At 63.6% G+C, this 17,331-nt stretch carries 16 protein-coding genes; 3 read left to right on the forward strand and 13 right to left on the reverse strand.

Going from position 1 to position 17,331, the window contains the following annotated elements; genetic code table 11:
* Positions 1–23: 23 nt before the first annotated feature.
* From mgtA to ACPPVV_RS17525, 3 genes are all read right to left on the reverse strand, one after another.
* On the reverse strand, positions 24–2,678 hold the full coding sequence (gene mgtA / locus ACPPVV_RS17515) for a magnesium-translocating P-type ATPase (protein ID WP_426701144.1): 2,655 nt from the start codon (positions 2,676–2,678) through the stop codon (positions 24–26).
* A gap of 154 nt (positions 2,679–2,832) precedes the next feature.
* Complete coding sequence (locus tag ACPPVV_RS17520; RefSeq protein WP_426701145.1) at positions 2,833–3,069, reverse strand: hypothetical protein; 237 nt, start codon at positions 3,067–3,069, stop codon at positions 2,833–2,835.
* A 57-nt stretch (positions 3,070–3,126) separates the two neighbouring features.
* Positions 3,127–3,381: a hypothetical protein gene (locus tag ACPPVV_RS17525; RefSeq protein WP_426701146.1), complete on the reverse strand. Its 255-nt coding sequence runs from the start codon at positions 3,379–3,381 to the stop codon at positions 3,127–3,129.
* Positions 3,382–3,482: 101 nt separating this feature from the next.
* On the opposite strand from ACPPVV_RS17525, the gene ACPPVV_RS17530 reads away from it, so the two are divergent.
* Positions 3,483–5,075, forward strand: a complete 1,593-nt coding sequence (locus ACPPVV_RS17530) for a sulfotransferase (protein WP_426701147.1) — start codon at positions 3,483–3,485, stop codon at positions 5,073–5,075.
* Between the two features lie 23 nt (positions 5,076–5,098).
* On the opposite strand, the gene cyoE is transcribed toward ACPPVV_RS17530, so the two are convergent.
* From cyoE to ACPPVV_RS17555, 5 genes are all read right to left on the reverse strand, one after another.
* Positions 5,099–6,004 carry a heme o synthase gene (gene cyoE, locus ACPPVV_RS17535; protein ID WP_426701148.1) on the reverse strand — a complete coding sequence of 302 codons (906 nt, stop codon included), beginning with the start codon at positions 6,002–6,004 and terminating at the stop codon, positions 5,099–5,101.
* A gap of 106 nt (positions 6,005–6,110) precedes the next feature.
* Positions 6,111–6,524: an EF-hand domain-containing protein gene (locus ACPPVV_RS17540; protein ID WP_426701149.1), complete on the reverse strand. Its 414-nt coding sequence runs from the start codon at positions 6,522–6,524 to the stop codon at positions 6,111–6,113.
* 81 nt (positions 6,525–6,605) lie between these two features.
* Positions 6,606–7,769, reverse strand: coding sequence for a COX15/CtaA family protein (locus tag ACPPVV_RS17545; RefSeq protein ID WP_426701150.1), 1,164 nt, complete (start codon positions 7,767–7,769; stop codon positions 6,606–6,608).
* Positions 7,769–8,341: a hypothetical protein gene (locus tag ACPPVV_RS17550; RefSeq protein ID WP_426701151.1), complete on the reverse strand. Its 573-nt coding sequence runs from the start codon at positions 8,339–8,341 to the stop codon at positions 7,769–7,771. The genes ACPPVV_RS17545 and ACPPVV_RS17550 overlap by 1 nt, the downstream gene beginning before the upstream one ends.
* Before the next feature lie 23 nt (positions 8,342–8,364).
* Positions 8,365–9,096 carry an SURF1 family protein gene (locus ACPPVV_RS17555; protein WP_426701152.1) on the reverse strand — a complete coding sequence of 244 codons (732 nt, stop codon included), beginning with the start codon at positions 9,094–9,096 and terminating at the stop codon, positions 8,365–8,367.
* A gap of 59 nt (positions 9,097–9,155) precedes the next feature.
* On the opposite strand from ACPPVV_RS17555, the gene ACPPVV_RS17560 reads away from it, so the two are divergent.
* The gene (locus tag ACPPVV_RS17560) at positions 9,156–9,371 is read left to right on the forward strand and encodes a twin transmembrane helix small protein (protein WP_189442074.1); all 216 of its coding nucleotides are present in this window, start codon (positions 9,156–9,158) and stop codon (positions 9,369–9,371) included.
* A 126-nt stretch (positions 9,372–9,497) separates the two neighbouring features.
* On the opposite strand, the gene ACPPVV_RS17565 is transcribed toward ACPPVV_RS17560, so the two are convergent.
* From ACPPVV_RS17565 to ACPPVV_RS17585, 5 genes are all read right to left on the reverse strand, one after another.
* Positions 9,498–10,385: a cytochrome c oxidase subunit 3 gene (locus ACPPVV_RS17565; protein ID WP_426701153.1), complete on the reverse strand. Its 888-nt coding sequence runs from the start codon at positions 10,383–10,385 to the stop codon at positions 9,498–9,500.
* A 116-nt stretch (positions 10,386–10,501) separates the two neighbouring features.
* Positions 10,502–10,645 (reverse strand): hypothetical protein, encoded by a 144-nt coding sequence (locus ACPPVV_RS17570; protein ID WP_426701154.1) that lies wholly within the window; start codon positions 10,643–10,645, stop codon positions 10,502–10,504.
* Between the two features lie 56 nt (positions 10,646–10,701).
* Complete coding sequence (ctaD, locus tag ACPPVV_RS17575) at positions 10,702–12,318, reverse strand: cytochrome c oxidase subunit I (RefSeq protein ID WP_426701155.1); 1,617 nt, start codon at positions 12,316–12,318, stop codon at positions 10,702–10,704.
* A gap of 70 nt (positions 12,319–12,388) precedes the next feature.
* Positions 12,389–13,336, reverse strand: coding sequence for a cytochrome c oxidase subunit II (coxB, locus tag ACPPVV_RS17580; RefSeq protein WP_426701156.1), 948 nt, complete (start codon positions 13,334–13,336; stop codon positions 12,389–12,391).
* Between the two features lie 20 nt (positions 13,337–13,356).
* Positions 13,357–13,797, reverse strand: a complete 441-nt coding sequence (locus ACPPVV_RS17585) for a DUF2244 domain-containing protein (protein WP_426703270.1) — start codon at positions 13,795–13,797, stop codon at positions 13,357–13,359.
* Positions 13,798–14,090: 293 nt separating this feature from the next.
* Here ACPPVV_RS17585 and putA point away from each other — a divergent pair, with 293 nt between their 5' ends.
* Entirely contained in the window at positions 14,091–17,285 is a 3,195-nt protein-coding gene (gene putA / locus ACPPVV_RS17590) for a bifunctional proline dehydrogenase/L-glutamate gamma-semialdehyde dehydrogenase PutA (protein WP_426701157.1), read from the forward strand.
* The last annotated feature ends 46 nt before the right edge of the window (positions 17,286–17,331 follow it).

Below are 17,331 nucleotides of genomic sequence, written 5' to 3' on the forward strand. Positions count from 1 at the left end.
GGGCTCCTACGGGAGGCCTGGCGTTACAGCCAGCGGCCGTAGCGGCGAATGTAGATCACCTTCATCAGCTGGGTCAGCACGCAGTAACTCACCAGGGTCAACGCCAGCCAGGCGAAATACATCGGCGGCAACGGCACCATGCCGATCTTCGCGCCCAGCGCACTGAACGGAATCAACATCCCGACCACCATGATCGCGAGCGTCAGGCCGAGCACCGGCGCCGCCGCGATGCTCTGCACGAACGGGATGCGACGGGTACGGATCATGTGCACGATCAGCGTCTGCGACAGCAGGCCCTCGATGAACCAGCCGGACTGGAACAGCGACTGGTGCGCCGGCGAGTTCGCGCCGAAGTAGTGCCACATCAACCAGAACGTGGTGATGTCGAAGATCGAGCTGACCGGGCCGATCCATGCCATGAAACGGCCGATGTCACCGGCATCCCACTTGCGCGGCTTGCTCAGGTATTCCTCGTCCATGCGGTCGAACGGGATCGACAACTGCGAGATGTCGTACAGAAGATTCTGTACCAGGATCTGCAACGGCAGCATCGGCAGGAACGGCAGGAACGCGCTGGCCACCAGCACGCTGAACACGTTGCCGAAGTTCGAGCTGGCGGTCATCTTGATGTACTTCATGATGTTGCCGAAGGTGACGCGGCCTTCCAGCACGCCCTCCTCCAGCACCATCAGGTTCTTCTCCAGCAGGATGATGTCGGCTGATTCCTTGGCGATGTCGGTGGCGGTATCCACCGAGATGCCGACGTCGGCGTCGTGCAGCGCCGGCGCGTCGTTGATGCCGTCGCCGAGAAAGCCGACCGTGTGGCCAAGCCGTTGCAACGCACGCACCACGCGCGCCTTCTGCAGCGGCGACATCTTGGCGAACACGGTGACGCGCGCGACCAGCGCGTCGAGCGCGACGTCATCGAGCTCCTCGATGTCCCGGCCCTGCACGGAGTGGGTGACATCGAGCCCGACCTCGCGGCAGATCTTGCGGGTTACCGCCTCGTTGTCACCAGTAATCACCTTCACTTCGACGCCATGCTGGTGCAGCGCGCGGATCGCGGTGGCGGCGGAGTCCTTCGGCGGATCGAGGAAGGCCAGGCAGCCGACGGCGGTCAAACCGCCCTCGTCACCCACGCCATAAGCCAGCTCGCGCGAAGGCTGGCGCAGCACGGCCACCACCAGCACACGCAGGCCGTCCTCGTTGAGCTTGTGCGTCATCGCCTTGATCTCGCCGCGACGCTCGTCGGTCATCGGCTCGACGACGTCGCCGGTCCGGGCGAACGCGCAGATCGACAGCATCTCCTCCACCGCGCCCTTGCAGATCAGCAGGTGCTCGCCGTCGCCGTTGGTGACCACCACCGACATGCGCCGGCGCTGGAAATCAAACGGAATCTCGTCAACCACCCGGTATCGCGTGGCTGCCGCCTCCAGGTCGCGATGCTCGAGCACCGCCTTGTCCATCAGGTTCTTCAGGCCGGTCTGGAAACGGCTGTTGAGATAACCGTATTCCAACGCCTCGTCGGATTCCTCGCCGTCGAGGTCCAGATGGCGCTCCAGCACGATCCTGTCCAGCGTCAGCGTGCCGGTCTTGTCGGTGCACAAGACATCCATCGCGCCGAAGTTCTGGATCGCGTTGAGTCGCTTCACCACCACCTTGCGACGTGACATCGCCAGCGCGCCCTTGGCCAGGTTGGCGGTGACGATCAGCGGCAGCATCTCCGGGGTCAGCCCCACCGCAACCGATAGCGCGAAAAGGAACGCCTCGGTCCAGTTGTGCTTGTCCAGTCCGTTGATCAGGAACACCACCGGCACCATCACCGCCATGAAGCGCAGCAACAGCCAGCTGACGCTGTTCACCCCGCGATCGAAACTGGTCTGCACGCGCTGGCCGGACAGGCTGTGCGCCAGCGAACCGAGGTAGCTGTGCGCGCCGGTCGCCAGCACCACCGCGGCGGCGGTGCCGCTGACCACGTTGGTGCCCATGTAGCAGACGGTCGGCAGATCCAGTGGATTGCTGTAATCGGCGCCATCGGCATGGCCGACGCGCGCGGGGGCGGACTTCTCCACCGGCAGCGATTCGCCGGTGAGGATTGCCTGGCTGATGAACAGATCCTTCGCGCCAAGCAGGCGCAAGTCCGCGGGCACCATGTCACCCGCGCCCAGATGCACGATGTCGCCGACCACCAGCTCGGCAACCGGCACTTCGATCTGTTCGCTGTGCCCGTCGGAGGCGCGCCGTGTCACCGTGGCCGTATTGCGCACCATCGCCTTGAGCTTTTCGGCGGCGCGCGAGGAACGGTATTCCTGGGTGAAGCTCAGCACGACGCTGATGCCGACCATCACGGCGATGATGACCGGTCCGGTCAGGTCGTTGCCATCGGTGAACAGCTGCACACCGGCCAGCACCAGTAACACCACGATGAACGGATTCTTGAACGCATGCAGCAGTTGCAGCGACCAATGCGGCGGCTTCTCGTGCGACACCTCGTTGGCGCCATCGCGATGCAGGCGCATGCCGATCTGCTGCTCGTCGAGGCCACCGGTCATGGTGTCCAACGCCGCCAGCAGCGATGCCGCGTCGTCAAACGCGCGCTGCACCACCGTGGCCGACACCGCTTTCGAGGTACCCGTACCCGCCGTCCTGCCGGCGGATGGTTGGGAGATCTTGCTCATGATTCGCTTCCGTGTGTCGGAATGCCGATGCCGCGCAGCGCGAACGGCACCCGTCCGTCGTCACGCTACCGTGCGAGGCTGCCTGCGCAGCCACCGTCGATCCACCCCATCGAAGTTGGGGGAGGCCAGCCCTTGCGCCGAACAACCGTGACCATCAGCGACTGGCGCCGAGCCGACGATGACGAGGGGTTTTCAGGAACGATGCCGGCTCACGCCGCATCGGAGGTACGTGTGCGCGCGGCAAATCGACAACCACGGCGTCGCGGTCGCTCGGCCTGTCCAGCGGCGCCGGCACGGTCACGCGAAAATCGTACGGCGCCGCAGTGCCGCGAAAGGACGCGCCACGCAGTCCTGCAAGCCGCAGGCGGAAAAAATCGCGAAGGAGCTTCATGGGCCCATCTCCTCGTAACGACGCCGCCGGCGTCGTCCAGGATGGGCCGGGGTTTCCCTAGATCAGGAAAGCACCAGCCGACCGCAGGCGGTCGCCGCAGGCGTTCAACTTGTTGTTATGCGGCGCCGGCACCCGAAGCGAGCGGATGTCGACGTTGCGACTAGGGTAAACGTCCATATGCCTTGGTTTGTCAGGACTGGGAGCCGACCGGCGCAGCGCGCCGGAGGGCGCGCGCATTGTCATGCTGCGCTGCGCAAGTGTCAACCCGTCGATCGTAAAAAACGTACCCATCGCGCCGGGGAAATTAGTCATCTTGTTATATTGCCCAGCTATCGCAGATGGTTCGGACCGTATCGGTGAAAACCGACCCGGGTTATCTGCAACCGGTGCGCTCTCTACCGACTCGGAATTGCATGACGAATCCCGCCCCCCATCGCTCCCACGACCTACTTGCCCAGGCCGGCACCGCACTCAATCAGGGGGAGCCACGAGAGGCCGGCGAACTGGCGGTGCGCGTGCTGCGTTTGGAGCCGAATCATCCCGAAGCGCACTACCTGGCGGGACTGGCTGCGATGGCTTTGCATCAGCTACCACAGGCACTCGAGCATTTGCATCAGGCGGCCAGCCTGCAGCCGCAGATTCCAAACTACGCGATACAGTTCGCACGAGCCTTGGTGCGCGCTCATCGCACGGGTGAGGCGCTGCAGGTTGCCAACATTGCGTTCAACCTGTCACCGCTTGATCCATTGATGCTGGACGCCCTTGGCACGGTATACGCGCAATGCCACGCACATGAACGCGCCGCCTCGGTATTCCGGCGCGCCGCGGCGCTGGCGCCCACCAATCCCTCCTGCCATTTCAATTTCGCCACGTCACTGATATTCAGCGGCGATCTTGAACGGGCTGAAGGTGAGCTCGAGACCTGCCTCGCGCTGGCACCGGAACACTGGTCAGCTTACGGCGTCCGTTCCCGGCTGCGTCGCCAGACCCAGGCCAATAATCACATCGAAGAATTACTGGCGTTGGCGCAGCGGACAAGTAACGATCTTGCGGCGCAACTGCAATTGAACATGGCGCTGGCGAAGGAATATGAAGACCTGCATGACTATGGCAAGGCTTTCGATCACCTCGTACTGGGCAAGTCCACAAACCGAAGCGCGCGCAATTATTCCATCCAGCGCGACGAAGCCATCGTCGAGGCGCTGATCCGTGCCTTTCCCGAGCCGCAACAACCGCCTTCGGGCTCTCTGTCCCAGGAACCGATTTTCGTCATTGGCATGCCGCGTTCGGGCACCACGCTGGTGGAACGGATCCTGTCCAGCCACCCCGAGGTCTACGCCGCCGGCGAACTGCAGAACTTCGGTGTCATGTTGGAACGACTGTCCGGCGGGCGTTCGCCGGTGATGCTGGATCCGGGCGTGGTCGAGCGCGCTCAACGCATCCATTGGCAACAGCTTGGCGATCTGTATATTTCCAGCACACGACCTGCGACCAGCCTCAAACCGCGCTTCATCGACAAGCTTCCGCACAACTTCCTGTATGCCGGCTTCATCGCGAACGCATTGCCCAACGCACAGATCATCTGCCTGCGGCGAAATCCCCTGGATAGCTGCCTCAGCAATTTTCGCGAACCGTTCGCGGAATCATCGCCCTTTCACGGTTACTCGTTCGACCTGCTCGATACTGGCCGCTACTACATCCTGTTCGATCGCCTGATGGCTCATTGGAAGCGCGTCCTGCCCGGCCGCATCCTGGAAATCGATTACGAAATGCTGGTAACCGCACCGCAAAGCGCTATCCGAAAGCTGCTGGAGCACTGCGATCTGCCCTGGAACGATGCGTGCCTGCACTTTGAGCGCAATCAGGCACCAGCGACCACCGCCAGCTCGGTGCAGGTGCGCGCGCCAATCCACCAGAGTGCGGTCCGTCGCTGGAAGAAGTACGAGGCACAACTGGCCGAATTGAAGAATTTGCTCACCACCGCCGGGATCGATTGCGACCAATGATCCGCTCAAGCCATGGTGCTCGATCAAACGGCCTGTTGCAGCACCAGACCCTGCTGCACAATTGGTTCGACCAGCCAATGGTCGGCCAGCAGGAAGGCAAACAACGTCATCAGGTAAATGATGGAATAGTTGAATACCTTCATCGCGTACAGCTCGTCCGGCGGCCTGAGCAGGCGCACCGCGTAATACAGGAACGCCGCATCCAGCACCGCCACGCCGCCCAGGTAAATCAGCCCGCTCATGCCAGTCAACACGGGCAACAGGGTCACCAGCACCAGCAGCACGGTGTAGAACAGGATGTGCCAGCGGGTGAACACGACACCGTGGGTTACCGGGAGCATCGGCACTTGCGCACGCGAGTAGTCTTCACGGCGAAAGATCGCCAGCGCCCAGAAATGGGGCGGTGTCCACACGAAAATAATCAGACATAGCTGCAATGCGTACGGGTGGAGCGCGCCGGTAACCGCCGTCCAGCCCAACACGGGTGGAATTGCGCCAGCAAGCCCCCCAATCACGATGTTCTGCGGTGTAGCGCGTTTGAGAAATGCGGTGTAGATCACCGCGTAACCGATCAACCCCGCGAACGTGAGCAGAGCCGTCAACGTGTTGACCAACACCACCAGTACCAGCATCGAGGCGATGCCCAGACTCAACGCAAAAACAAATACCTGACGCGTATTGAGCTCGCCGGTGGCCAGCGGTCGATGCGAGGTGCGCACCATCACCTTGTCGATGCGTTGGTCTATCAACTGGTTGAACGCAGCCGCCGAGGATGACGCCAACCATATGCCAAGCGTGCCAAATATCAACGCTCGCCATGAAGGCAGCCCCGGTACGGCGAGGAACATGCCGATCACCGCACAGAACACCAATAGCGCGACGATGCGCGGTTTGGTCAGTTGCAGGTATTGGGAGAAATGCAGGTTCACGGCAGCTTTCGGCAACGGGCGACTGCGTAGTGTAATGCTTCACGCCTTGGTGAGCATGGGTCTCCGCGGTGACGGGCAAGCGTTCCATGCAAGCCGTGCAGGGTGTTCAATGCGTTGATTCGGCAAGCTCTGCGGGCACGACGTCGGTGTAGTTGGCGAACTCCGAATAATTCAACCGGTGGTCATGATCGAGGTCGTATTTGTCGAATTGCACTCGCAAAACGGACATCGCGCGTGGCAACTCCGAGCGTGTCAGCGCCATATCGTGATTGCGGTCCAGCCCAAGGAACACATCCGTCGACTGCATCGGGGTCATCAACGGCTTCTTATGCGCATGCCTCAAGGCTTCGGTCGCTTTCACGTCGAACGACTCGGCGTTACCGGCACGTATCTGCTGGCTCATTTCAAGCTTTCCGGCAGACTGCCCTTTTTGCGGTGACTCCTGGGCGGCCGAATTTCCAGGCCCGCCCAGATAGATAACGAACAGGCTGGCGAACATAACGATTGGGCGCATTTTCATGTGATATCCCCCTCGATCGCTTACGGCGATGCTGAACTGATTGACGTTAAACAGCACACCAACCTACTTTACATCAACCATCTATTGGGGTTTATGCGTTAACGCTTTGTCCCGCTGCGTACGCGCCAGCGCGGCCAACAGCGTAAACAGCAGCAGCGCCGCCACGCCATTGTGCGCGGTCGCCACCGCCAGCGGCAGGCCGAAGTACACATTGCTGATGCCCAGCAGTACCTGGCTCACCAGTGCCAGCGCCATTGCGATGCCGAGCGCGCGCAAACCGCGCCGCGCCGTCTTGATCGAAAGCCAGCCGAGATAGCAGAACACCACCAGCGCACCGAGCCGATGCACGAGCTGGATCGCGCTGCGCGCCGCCATGTCGAGCACGCCGCCTTCATAATTGACGCCGATGCCACGCCACAGCACGAAGCCCTCGTGGAAATCCGTCGGCGGCGCCCATTGGTTGAGACATTGCGGGAACGAGCCGGGGCCATAGCCGCAGGCCAGCGCCGCATAGTTGGCCGAGGTCCAGCCGCCCAGTGCAATCTGGCAGAACAGCAGCACGATGCCGATGCCCACCAGCCGACGCAGGTCCGCCATGCCATCGTCCGGGGCCGCCACGCCGGCGAAACGCAATGCCGCGTACGCCAGCAGCGCAAAGGTAGTCATGCCGCCGAGCAGATGGCCCATTACCACGATGGGCTTCAGCAGCAGGGTCACCGTCCACATGCCGAGCATGGCCTGGAAGATGATCACCGCCAGCGCCAGCACGCAGATCCGCCACGCACCCGGTCGTTGCAGCCGGATGGCGGCGATCAGCGGCAGCGCGATCGCGCAGGCCGCCAGTGACGACGACAGGTAGTGCTCGCCGCGGATGTACAGGCCAACACCGACGGCCGCGAACACGGCGCCGACGATCACCGCCAGCGTTGCGCTGCGCTTGCGCCAGCTGGCGAGCAACGCCAGCACCAACACCATCACCCCGAGCGTGCCGGCCAGGAAGCGGTGCACCTGTTCGCGCCAGGCCTTGTGCGCTTCGTACGGACGGTCCGGAAATGCCGCATCGGCATGCGCCACGGCCTGTGCATGGTGCGGCCAGGTGACCTGGCCGTAGCAGGTCGGCCAGTCCGGGCAGGACAGACCGGCGTTGGACAGACGCACGAAGGCGCCGAACATCACCAACCCGAAGGCGAACACCGCCGCGAGCAGGGACAGCCAGCGCAGGATTCTCAGGGAACGTGCCGACATCACTTGATCACCTTGACCATGTCGCGCAACAGACCGGGAACCTCGAAGCCCGCCGGATACAGCGATAGCGCGGTGCCGTTGGATTCCACCAGCACGGCGCTGACGCTGTCCGGCGTCGGCGGCACGTAGGCGGCCAGCTTGCCGTCGACGTCACGGCCGGGTGTCCAGTACGCCTGCATGGCAGTGCGTCGACCCGGATCGGCCGGCGGCGCGCCGACGTAGAGCAGGCGCAGACGCGACTGATTGCGGTTGAGCATGACGCGCGCCTTGGCCATGCCGGTCAGCGTCTCGAAGCATCGCGCGGCGCAGTCCGGTCCGGCCAGGGCGATCAGGGTGAGTCGCGGTTTGCTGTCGCGCCAGGGCCAGGTGGTGCCGTTATCCAGTTGCACCTGCAGCTTCTCGGCAGCGAAGTTGCGCTGCGGCAGGATCGGATGGCCATTGCCTTTCACGCCCGGCTGCCAGCCGCTCCAGCTGAGCAGGCCGGCAACGATCATCGGCGCGGCGAACACCAGCGCGATCAACAGCAGGAACCTTCGGCTTTTACGCAGCGCAGCGGGATCAACTTCGTTCATCGGACGTCATCGGGTTCGTGGAATCAGGATGGGCGCGGTTTGCGCTTGCGATGCAGCACCAGCAGCATCACCACCGCGGCGAGCGCGAAGCTGAACCACTGGAACGCATAGGCGCGGTGCCGCGCCGGTGGCATCGAGGAAAAATCGAGCGTGTGTTCGCGTACGTAGATCGAGGCCGGATCGGCGTCCAGCGCCAGCATCCGCGGATACAGCGGGCGACCGAGGTCTCTGGCGATCTCCGCCGGATCCATGAAAATGCTGTTCTTCGGCCAGTGCGTCTGCCGCGCCAGCGCATTGCCGCCCATCTCGAAACCCACCGGTGGCGGCGGCACATACATGCCCTGCAACTGGATGTCGGTGGCCGGCAACGGCGACAGCTGCGGCGCCTTGCCATTGCCGTTGCCCGGCAGGAAGCCCAGGTCCACCAGCAATAGCGGCGCGTGGCCATGCAGTTCGAACGGTGCAAACACCTCCACGCCACCACGACCGTCATGCTTGGGGTTGTCCAGCAGGTACAACCGGTCGGTCAGGTAACGGCCGCGGACCTGCACGCGCGGAAAGGCATCGGCAGGAGGCGTTTCGGCCACCTTGGCGAAGTCCTGCCACGGTGCCGACGACGATGCGGCATACCGCCGCAGAAGTGCTTCCTTGAAGTCGGCACGATGCAGCTGCCAGATCCCCAAACGTATGAACAGCAAGGCTGCGACCACCGTCAGCAGCATAGCCCACCACGACGGACGGCGAAATCCGCTCACGCGAAGCACCTGTCGTCGGCCGTTATACTGACCATGTCGAAATGGATCGGATCAATCACGTGGAAACCGTCTATAAATGTGCGCTGGTCGTGGTGCTGCTGGTGGTGATCTTCAGCCTCGGCCAGGCGCTGTACTTCATGATGACCGACAAGGACGATGACAAACGCACGGTGTGGGCACTGACCCGTCGCATCGGCCTGTCGCTGCTGCTTATCGGCATGGTCGCGCTCGGCATCTGGATGGGATGGCTGCACCCGCACGACGTCGGCCAGTAATTGTAACGGCTGCGTCGGAGCGCTGCTCCGGCCGCGACAAATCGCGCGCGGCCCCCAACATGCCACGCAACAAAAAGCCCGCCATCGGCGGGCTTTTTGTTGGCGCTCGGCGCTACGAGCCTTGCGTCAAAGTATATAGACGAACATGAACAGGCCAAGCCAGACCACGTCGACGAAATGCCAGTACCACGCCACCGCCTCGAAGCCGAAGTGGTGCTCTTTGTTGAAATGACCCTTCAGCACGCGCAGCCAGATCACCGCCAGCATGATCGTACCCAGGGTCACGTGCAGGCCGTGGAAGCCGGTCAGCAGGAAGAAGGTCGAGCCGTAGACACCGCTGTGCAGGGTCAGATTGAGCTCCCTGTACGCTTCCATGTACTCGTGCGCCTGGAAGTACAGGAAGGTGGCGCCGAGCAGCACGGTCAGGCCGAGGAACAGCAGGATCTTGCCGCGGTGGCCGGCACGCAATGCATGGTGCGCGATCGTCACAGTGACGCTGGAAGTGAGCAGGATCAGCGTATTCAGCAGCGGCAGGCCCCACGCCGGCACCGTGCTGAACGAGCCACCGATATGTTCCGGACCATTGCCGGCACTGGCACCCCAGGATGCGGCGTAGTCGCTCCACAGGAACTCGTGGGTCAGCGTACCGTGGCCGTGGCCACCGAGCCACGGCACGGAGAACATGCGGATGTAGAACAGCGCACCGAAGAACGCGCCGAAGAACATCACCTCGGAGAAGATGAACCACATCATGCCCATGCGGAACGAGGTGTCGACCTGGTGGTTGTAGTCGCCAGCCAGCGATTCGTTGATCACCGAGCGGAACCAGCCGAAGAACATGCCCAGCACGCCGATCACGCCGACGGTCAGCACGGTCTTGCCGAAGCCGGAGTCACCGGGTTCCGCGTTCAGCCAGTGCGCTGCACCGAACACGGTGGTGAACATGACCACTGCGGCCACGAACGGCCAGTAGCTCTTGGCCGGAACAAAATAAGCGTCGTGCTGCTGACCCATGGTCTAACCCCGTGGATTTCTCTTGATGACTTTTGCCCCGTCATGCTGCCCGGGGAACTGCATTCCGATCGTCGACACCCGATCGGCTGGATAAACATGTAGCGATCGCGGTGTAGCTATTTCATCAACACTATCTGCACGAACGAGATCAGGAAAAAGAACGCCACGATCACGACCAGCACCGTCACGGTGCGCCGCACGCCCTTGCGACGATCGTCGCCGCTGTGTTCGGCCGGGTGATGCGTTGTCTGCTGGGTCATCTCGATTCGTCTCGTGCAACGTCCCGGCTCTGCAGCCGGGGGTGTTGCAGCCATGGTTAATCGTTCACGTGACCGTGGGCCAGTTCGTCGTCATGGATCACCGGCGGCACTTCGAAGGTGTGGTGCGGCGCTGGCGACGGCACCGTCCACTCCAGGCCCTTGGCACCTTCCCACACGCGATCGGTGGCCTTCTTCTTGGAGAAGAACACGCAGTGGATCAGCACGCCGATGAAGATCAGCTGGGTGGCGCCGAACAGGAAGCCGCCGATCGAGCTGATCATGTTGAAGTTGGCGAATGCCACGTTGTAATCCGGGATGCGGCGCGGCATGCCAGCCAGGCCCAGGAAGTGCTGCGGGAAGAACAGCACGTTGACCCAGATCACGCTGTTCCAGAAATGCACCTTGCCCCAGAACTCGCTGTACATGTTGCCGGTCCACTTCGGCATCCAGTAATAGGCCGAGGCGATGATCGCGAACAGTGCGCCAGTCACCAGCACGTAGTGGAAATGCGCCACCACGAAATAGGTGTCGTGATACTGGAAGTCGGCCGGTACCAGCGCCAGCATCAAGCCGGAGAAGCCGCCGATGGTGAACAGGATGATGAACGCGATCGCGAACAGCATCGGCGTCTCGAACGTCATCGAGCCGCCCCACATCGTGGCGACCCAGTTGAACACCTTCACGCCGGTCGGCACCGCGATCAGCATGGTGGCGTACATGAAGAAGATCTCGGCACCCAGCGGCAGGCCCACCGCGAACATGTGGTGCGCCCACACGATGAATGACAGGAACGCGATCGAAGCAATGGCGAACACCATCGCCTTGTAGCCGAAGATCGGCTTGCGCGCGAAGGTCGGCACGATCTCCGAAATGATCCCGAACGCGGGCAGGATCATGATGTAGACCTCGGGATGCCCGAAGAACCAGAAGATGTGCTGATACAGGACGGGGTCGCCGCCGCCGCCCGGGTTGAAGAAATTGGTGCCGAAGTACTTGTCGGTCAGCAGCATGGTCACCGCACCGGCGAGCACCGGCATCACCGCGATCAGCAGGAACGCCGTGATCAGCCAGCTCCACACGAACACCGGCATCTTCAGCAGCTCCATGCCGGGCGCGCGCATGTTGAGGATGGTGGCGATGATGTTGATCGCGCCCATGATCGAGCTGATGCCCATCAGATGGATCGCGAACACCACGTAGGCCAGCGAATCGCTCTGCAGCGACAGCGGCGGATACATGGTCCAGCCGCCGGACGGGCCGCCGCCGGGCATGAACAGGGTGGACAGCATCAGGATGAAGGCGAACGGCAGGATCCAGAACGACAGGTTGTTCATGCGCGGCAACGCCATGTCCGGCGCGCCGACCATCAGCGGGATCATCCAGTTACCGAGGCCGACGAAGGCCGGCATGATCGCGCCGAAGATCATCACCAGCGCATGCATCGTGGTCAGCTGGTTGAAGAAGTACGGCTGCATCAACTGCATGCCCGGCTTGAACAGCTCGGCACGGATCAGCATCGCGAAGCTGCCGCCGATGAAGAACATCGTCAGCGCGAAGATCAGATACAGCGTGCCGATGTCCTTGTGGTTGGTGGACATGCACCAGCGCTGGAAGAAACCTTTCGGCGCGCCGTGGTGATCATCGTGATGATCATGGGTGGCTGCGTAGGACATGGCCTTGCACCTCTAACCTGAAATATTGAATGCGACTGCGTGAAAAAACGTGTACCGGAACGACGGCGCGTCAGCCCTGCTTGGCGACGACAGCCGATGCCGGTGCGATCTGGGTGGTCTGTTGCGGCGTGGCGGCGCTGGATGCTGCGGCAGGTGCCGCGGCGGGCGCGGCGGACTTGGCTTCCTGTCCGGCCAGCCACGTGGCGAAGTCTGCCTTGGACTTGACCTCCACCACGATCGGCATGAAGCCGTGATCCTGGCCGCACAGCTCGGCGCACTGGCCGCGGTAGGTACCCGGCGTCTTGAAGTTGGCCCAGGCGGCGTTGATGATTCCGGGGATCGCGTCGATCTTCCAGCCGGTTGCCGGCACCCACCAAGAGTGGATCACGTCGCCGCTGGTGATCACGAAACGGATCTTGGTGTCGACCGGCACCACCAGGGGCTTGTCGACATTCAGCAGGTAGGTGCTTTCGTCGCCGACCTTGACCGCATACGGATCCATGCCCGAACCGAGCTCGCGGGTCTGGTTGCTTTGGTCGTCCAGCTTGGACATGAAGCCGAGCTTGTTGATCGGCTTGCCCATGTATTCGACGTAGTCGTAGCGCCACTTCCACTGGTAGCCGGTGACCTTGACGGTCATCTGCGAGCCGGTGGTATCGGCCCAGCTGGTCAGGCCGCCGGTGGCCAGCCATGCCAGCACCACCAGGATGACCACCGGGATCGTGGTCCAGACTACTTCCACCATGGTGTTGTGCGACCACTTCTCGGCGACCGCACCACGCGATTTGCGGAAGCGGAACATGGCCACGAACATCGCACCGAACACCAGCACGCCAATCACCGTGCAGACGCCGAGCGAAATATTGTTCAGGTGGTAGGGCACCTGCGACCAGGTGCTGTCGCCGCGCTCCATGTTCAGCTGCCACGGACCGGGAGCGGCCAGGGCCACGCTGCCGAACGACGCAAGGGCGAGGGACGCCGCTGCCGTGAATGATCGCCTGATGCCGCCAGATGTCATGTCTTGCACCTTTGTTGAACCTACCTGCGTGGCTGCCCATTGAAATCGGCCAGCAACACCATGAGTTTCTTCGACAGCTCGACGCGTTCCTGATCCGCCAGGAAAACGCCGATCTCCAGCATGCGCCCGTGCGATGACAGCAACAGGCGGTGACGCCCGTCACCCGGCTCCAGCAGCACGCGCACCCAATACGACTGGAAGTGCATGCGGCGCCGGCCTGGCAGGAACTGCACCTCCAGCGACGCGGCGTCGAGGGTGATGCGTTCACTGCGGTCGCCGGCCCGCCAGGCCACGCTCAAGGCGAGGGCCACGGCGGCGGATTCGACCAGGGCGAACAGCGGAGCAAACACATTCCCCTGCCACGCACCCAGTCCTGCCGTCATCAGCACCAGTGCCACCAGAATCATGATCAATCGACGCAAACCGCGCCGGCTGAGCGCGCGATTGGGCTTGAGCCACATCGTCACGCACGGCAAGCCGGCGGTAGCTGGTCGAAGCACGATCATGGGGATCCGGCGTGCCTGGAACCCCGGAATGATAGGCCGCGGCGAGGCAGCGGGCAAGAATGTCGCATCGGGCCGATCCTGATCGGCCCGGCGAAAGAGGCCCGCAGATGACCTGGCGGCGGCGCGAACGAACGGTCCGGATGACCCGCCGCCGTGGCCCGACGGCACGGTCGGCCCACCCCCATCCCGAGCGTCCAAGCGTACAATCCCGCGCTTCCCTCCGCAGCGGCGGATCCTCCGACAAGCCCGTGACCCTACCCATCCTCAGCCCCGAACTCCCCGTCGAGAACACGCCTGCGCGCGCGCGGATCACCGCCGCCTGGCTGCGTGACGAAACCGAAGCCGTCAACGACCTGCTTGCCCAGGCGACCTTGCCGCCGGTCGAGCGCGAACAAGTGATCGATCTCGCCGCCGGTCTGGTGTCGCGCGTGCGCACCCGCGCCAAGGACCAGAGCGCGGTCGAATCCTTCATGCGCCAATACGACCTTTCCTCCGAGGAAGGCGTGCTGTTGATGTGCGTGGCCGAGGCACTGCTGCGCATCCCCGACAAGGCCACCGCTGACAAGCTGATTCGCGACAAGCTCGGCGAAGCCAACTGGAAGAAACACCTGGGCCAGAGCGAGTCGGTGTTCGTCAACGCCTCGACCTGGGGCCTGATGCTGACCGGCCACCTGGTGAACCTGGCCGAAGATACCCGCCACGACTTCACTGGCGCGCTGAAGCGGCTGGTCGGCCGCGCCGGCGAGCCGGCAATCCGCCTCGCCGTGCGCCAGGCGATGCGCATCATGGGCCACCAGTTCGTGATGGGCCGCACGATCGAGGAAGCGCTGGACCGCTGCGCAAAGAAGGAATACGCGGTGTACCGCTACTCCTACGACATGCTGGGCGAGTCCGCGCTGACCGGCGAAACGGCCGAACGCTACCAGCAGGATTACCGCGACGCGATTGCCGCCATCGGTGCGCGCGGGCCGTTCGCCAACCACACCGACGCGCCGTCGATCTCGGTGAAACTGTCGGCGCTGCATCCGCGCTACGAGGTGGCCAAGCGCGAGCTGGCCCGCCGCCAGCTCACCGAGAAGCTGCTGGAATTGTCGCAACTGGCGATGAAGCACGGCATTGCGCTGTCGGTCGATGCCGAGGAAGCCGATCGGCTGGAACTGTCGCTGGACATCCTCGGCGACGTTTTTTCGCATCCCTCGCTGCAGGGCTGGAACGGCCTCGGCATCGTGGTGCAGGCGTACGCCAAGCGCACGCCGTTCGTGATCGACTGGCTGATCGAAACCGCGCGTGCGGCAAATCGTCGCTGGTACGTGCGCCTGGTCAAGGGCGCGTACTGGGATGCCGAGGTCAAGCGCGCGCAGGAAAGCGGCCTGGCCGGCTACCCGGTGTACACGCGCAAGCCGAATACCGACGTGTCGTACCTGGCCTGCGCACGCAAGCTGTTCGGCGCGGGGGTGGAGCTGATCTATCCGCAGTTCGCCACCCACAACGCGCACTCGATCGCCGCCGTGCATCACCTCGCCCAGGGCCGGCCATACGAGTACCAGCGTCTGCACGGCATGGGCACCGATCTGTACGCCGAGGTGATCGGCCCGCAAAACCTGAATGTGCCGTGCCGCGTCTATGCACCCGTCGGCACGCACGAGGACCTGCTGCCGTACCTGGTGCGCCGCCTGCTCGAGAACGGCGCCAACACCAGCTTCGTCAACCGCGTGGTCGACGAGTCGCTGCCCGTGCGTGAGCTGGTCGCCGACCCGTGCGAGACGGTGCGCGCCTTTGCTTCGCTTCCGCACCCACGCATCCCGCTGCCGGTCAATCTTTACGGTGAGAATGCTGCGCCTGCGCAGAGTCCAAATTTTGTATCCAGGAAGAATTCCATGGGCGTCAACTTCTCCAACGACAACGAACTGAAAGCCATGGCCGACGCAGTCAACGCGCACGCCGGCCCATGGACCGCCGCCCCGCTGGTCCCGGGCGCGACTGTGGCAGCGGCTTCAGCCGCCACCGCCGTCACCAACCCGGCCGATCGCCGCCAGACCATCGGCAGCTACACCAGCGCGGACAGCGCCACCGTCGAGAAGGCACTGGCCAACGCCGTCGCCGCCCAGGCCAACTGGGACCGCCTGCCCGCCGCCAGCCGCGCCGCGATCCTGGAACACGCCGCCGAGCAGCTCGAAGCCCGCCGTGGCGAGTTCATCGCCCTGTGCGTGCGCGAAGCCGGCAAGAGCCTCCCCGATGCCATCGCCGAGATCCGCGAAGCAGCCGATTTCCTGCGCTACTACGCCGCCATGGCACGGCGCCTGTTCGGCCAGCCCGAGCAACTGCCCGGCCCGACCGGCGAGAGCAATCAACTGTTCCTCAACGGCCGCGGCGTGTTCGTCTGCATCAGCCCGTGGAATTTCCCGCTGGCGATCTTCATGGGCCAGGTCAGCGCCGCGCTGGCCGCCGGCAACAGCGTGATCGCCAAGCCGGCTGAACAGACGTCGTTGATCGGCCATGCCGCGATCAAGTTGCTGCATGACGCCGGCATACCCCTCGACGTGCTGCAGTATCTGCCGGGCGATGGCGCCGTCGTCGGCGCGGCGCTGACCAGGGATCCGCGCGTGGCCGGCGTGGCCTTCACCGGGTCCACCGACACGGCGTGGGCGATCAACCGTGCGCTGGCCGCACGCAACGCACCGATCGCCGCGCTGATCGCCGAAACCGGCGGCCAGAACGCCATGATCGCCGACTCCTCCGCCCTGCCCGAGCAGATCGTCAAGGACGTGATCGCCTCGGCGTTCCAGTCCGCCGGCCAGCGCTGCTCGGCGGCGCGCGTGCTGTTCGTGCAGGAAGACATCGCCGACAAGGTCTGCGCGATGCTCACCGGCGCGATGGCCGAATTGAAGGTTGGCGACCCGGGCCAGCTGTCCACCGACGTCGGTCCGGTGATCGACGAAGACGCGCTGAAGATCCTGGTCGACCACGCCGCGCGCATGGACAAGGAAGCGAAAAAAATCGGCGAGGTGACGCTCGATCCGGCGCTTACCGCCCACGGCACCTTCTTTGCCCCGCGCGCCTATGAAATCCGCTCGCTGGCTACGCTCACCCGCGAAGTGTTCGGCCCGGTGCTGCACATCATCCGCTGGAAGGGCAGCGAGCTGGCCCAGGTGGTCGACCAGATCAACGCCACCGGCTACGGCCTCACGCTCGGCATCCACAGCCGCATCGACGACACCGTGGAATACATCGCCAGCCATGCGCGCGTCGGCAATTGCTACGTCAACCGCAACCAGATCGGCGCGGTGGTCGGCGTGCAGCCTTTCGGTGGCGAGAACCTGTCCGGCACCGGCCCCAAGGCGGGTGGCCCGCATTATCTGCTGCGCTTTGCCGGCGAGCGCACACTCACGATCAACACCACGGCGGCCGGCGGCAATGCCTCGCTGCTGACGATCGGCGAGTAATCGCAGACCGGGTTCCTTTCACTGGAGAGGAATCCGGTCGATTTCC

It is taken from the genome of Rhodanobacter sp. Col0626, from assembly GCF_049994385.1.
Taxonomy (GTDB): Bacteria; Pseudomonadota; Gammaproteobacteria; order Xanthomonadales; family Rhodanobacteraceae; genus Rhodanobacter.

What these genes read in the sequence shown, in the direction of transcription:
- ACPPVV_RS17585 (WP_426703270.1), bottom strand. Translation starts at nt 13,797, where the DNA reads ATGTGGCTCAAGCCCAATCGCGCGCTCAGCCGGCGCGGTTTGCGTCGA.
- ACPPVV_RS17545 (WP_426701150.1), bottom strand. Translation starts at nt 7,769, where the DNA reads ATGTCGGCACGTTCCCTGAGAATCCTGCGCTGGCTGTCCCTGCTCGCG.
- ACPPVV_RS17550 (WP_426701151.1), bottom strand. Translation starts at nt 8,341, where the DNA reads ATGAACGAAGTTGATCCCGCTGCGCTGCGTAAAAGCCGAAGGTTCCTG.
- ACPPVV_RS17565 (WP_426701153.1), bottom strand. Translation starts at nt 10,385, where the DNA reads ATGGGTCAGCAGCACGACGCTTATTTTGTTCCGGCCAAGAGCTACTGG.
- ACPPVV_RS17530 (WP_426701147.1), top strand. Translation starts at nt 3,483, where the DNA reads ATGACGAATCCCGCCCCCCATCGCTCCCACGACCTACTTGCCCAGGCC.
- mgtA (WP_426701144.1), bottom strand. Translation starts at nt 2,678, where the DNA reads ATGAGCAAGATCTCCCAACCATCCGCCGGCAGGACGGCGGGTACGGGT.
- ACPPVV_RS17520 (WP_426701145.1), bottom strand. Translation starts at nt 3,069, where the DNA reads ATGAAGCTCCTTCGCGATTTTTTCCGCCTGCGGCTTGCAGGACTGCGT.
- ACPPVV_RS17540 (WP_426701149.1), bottom strand. Translation starts at nt 6,524, where the DNA reads ATGAAAATGCGCCCAATCGTTATGTTCGCCAGCCTGTTCGTTATCTAT.
- ACPPVV_RS17525 (WP_426701146.1), bottom strand. Translation starts at nt 3,381, where the DNA reads ATGACTAATTTCCCCGGCGCGATGGGTACGTTTTTTACGATCGACGGG.
- ctaD (WP_426701155.1), bottom strand. Translation starts at nt 12,318, where the DNA reads ATGTCCTACGCAGCCACCCATGATCATCACGATGATCACCACGGCGCG.
- coxB (WP_426701156.1), bottom strand. Translation starts at nt 13,336, where the DNA reads ATGACATCTGGCGGCATCAGGCGATCATTCACGGCAGCGGCGTCCCTC.
- ACPPVV_RS17570 (WP_426701154.1), bottom strand. Translation starts at nt 10,645, where the DNA reads ATGACCCAGCAGACAACGCATCACCCGGCCGAACACAGCGGCGACGAT.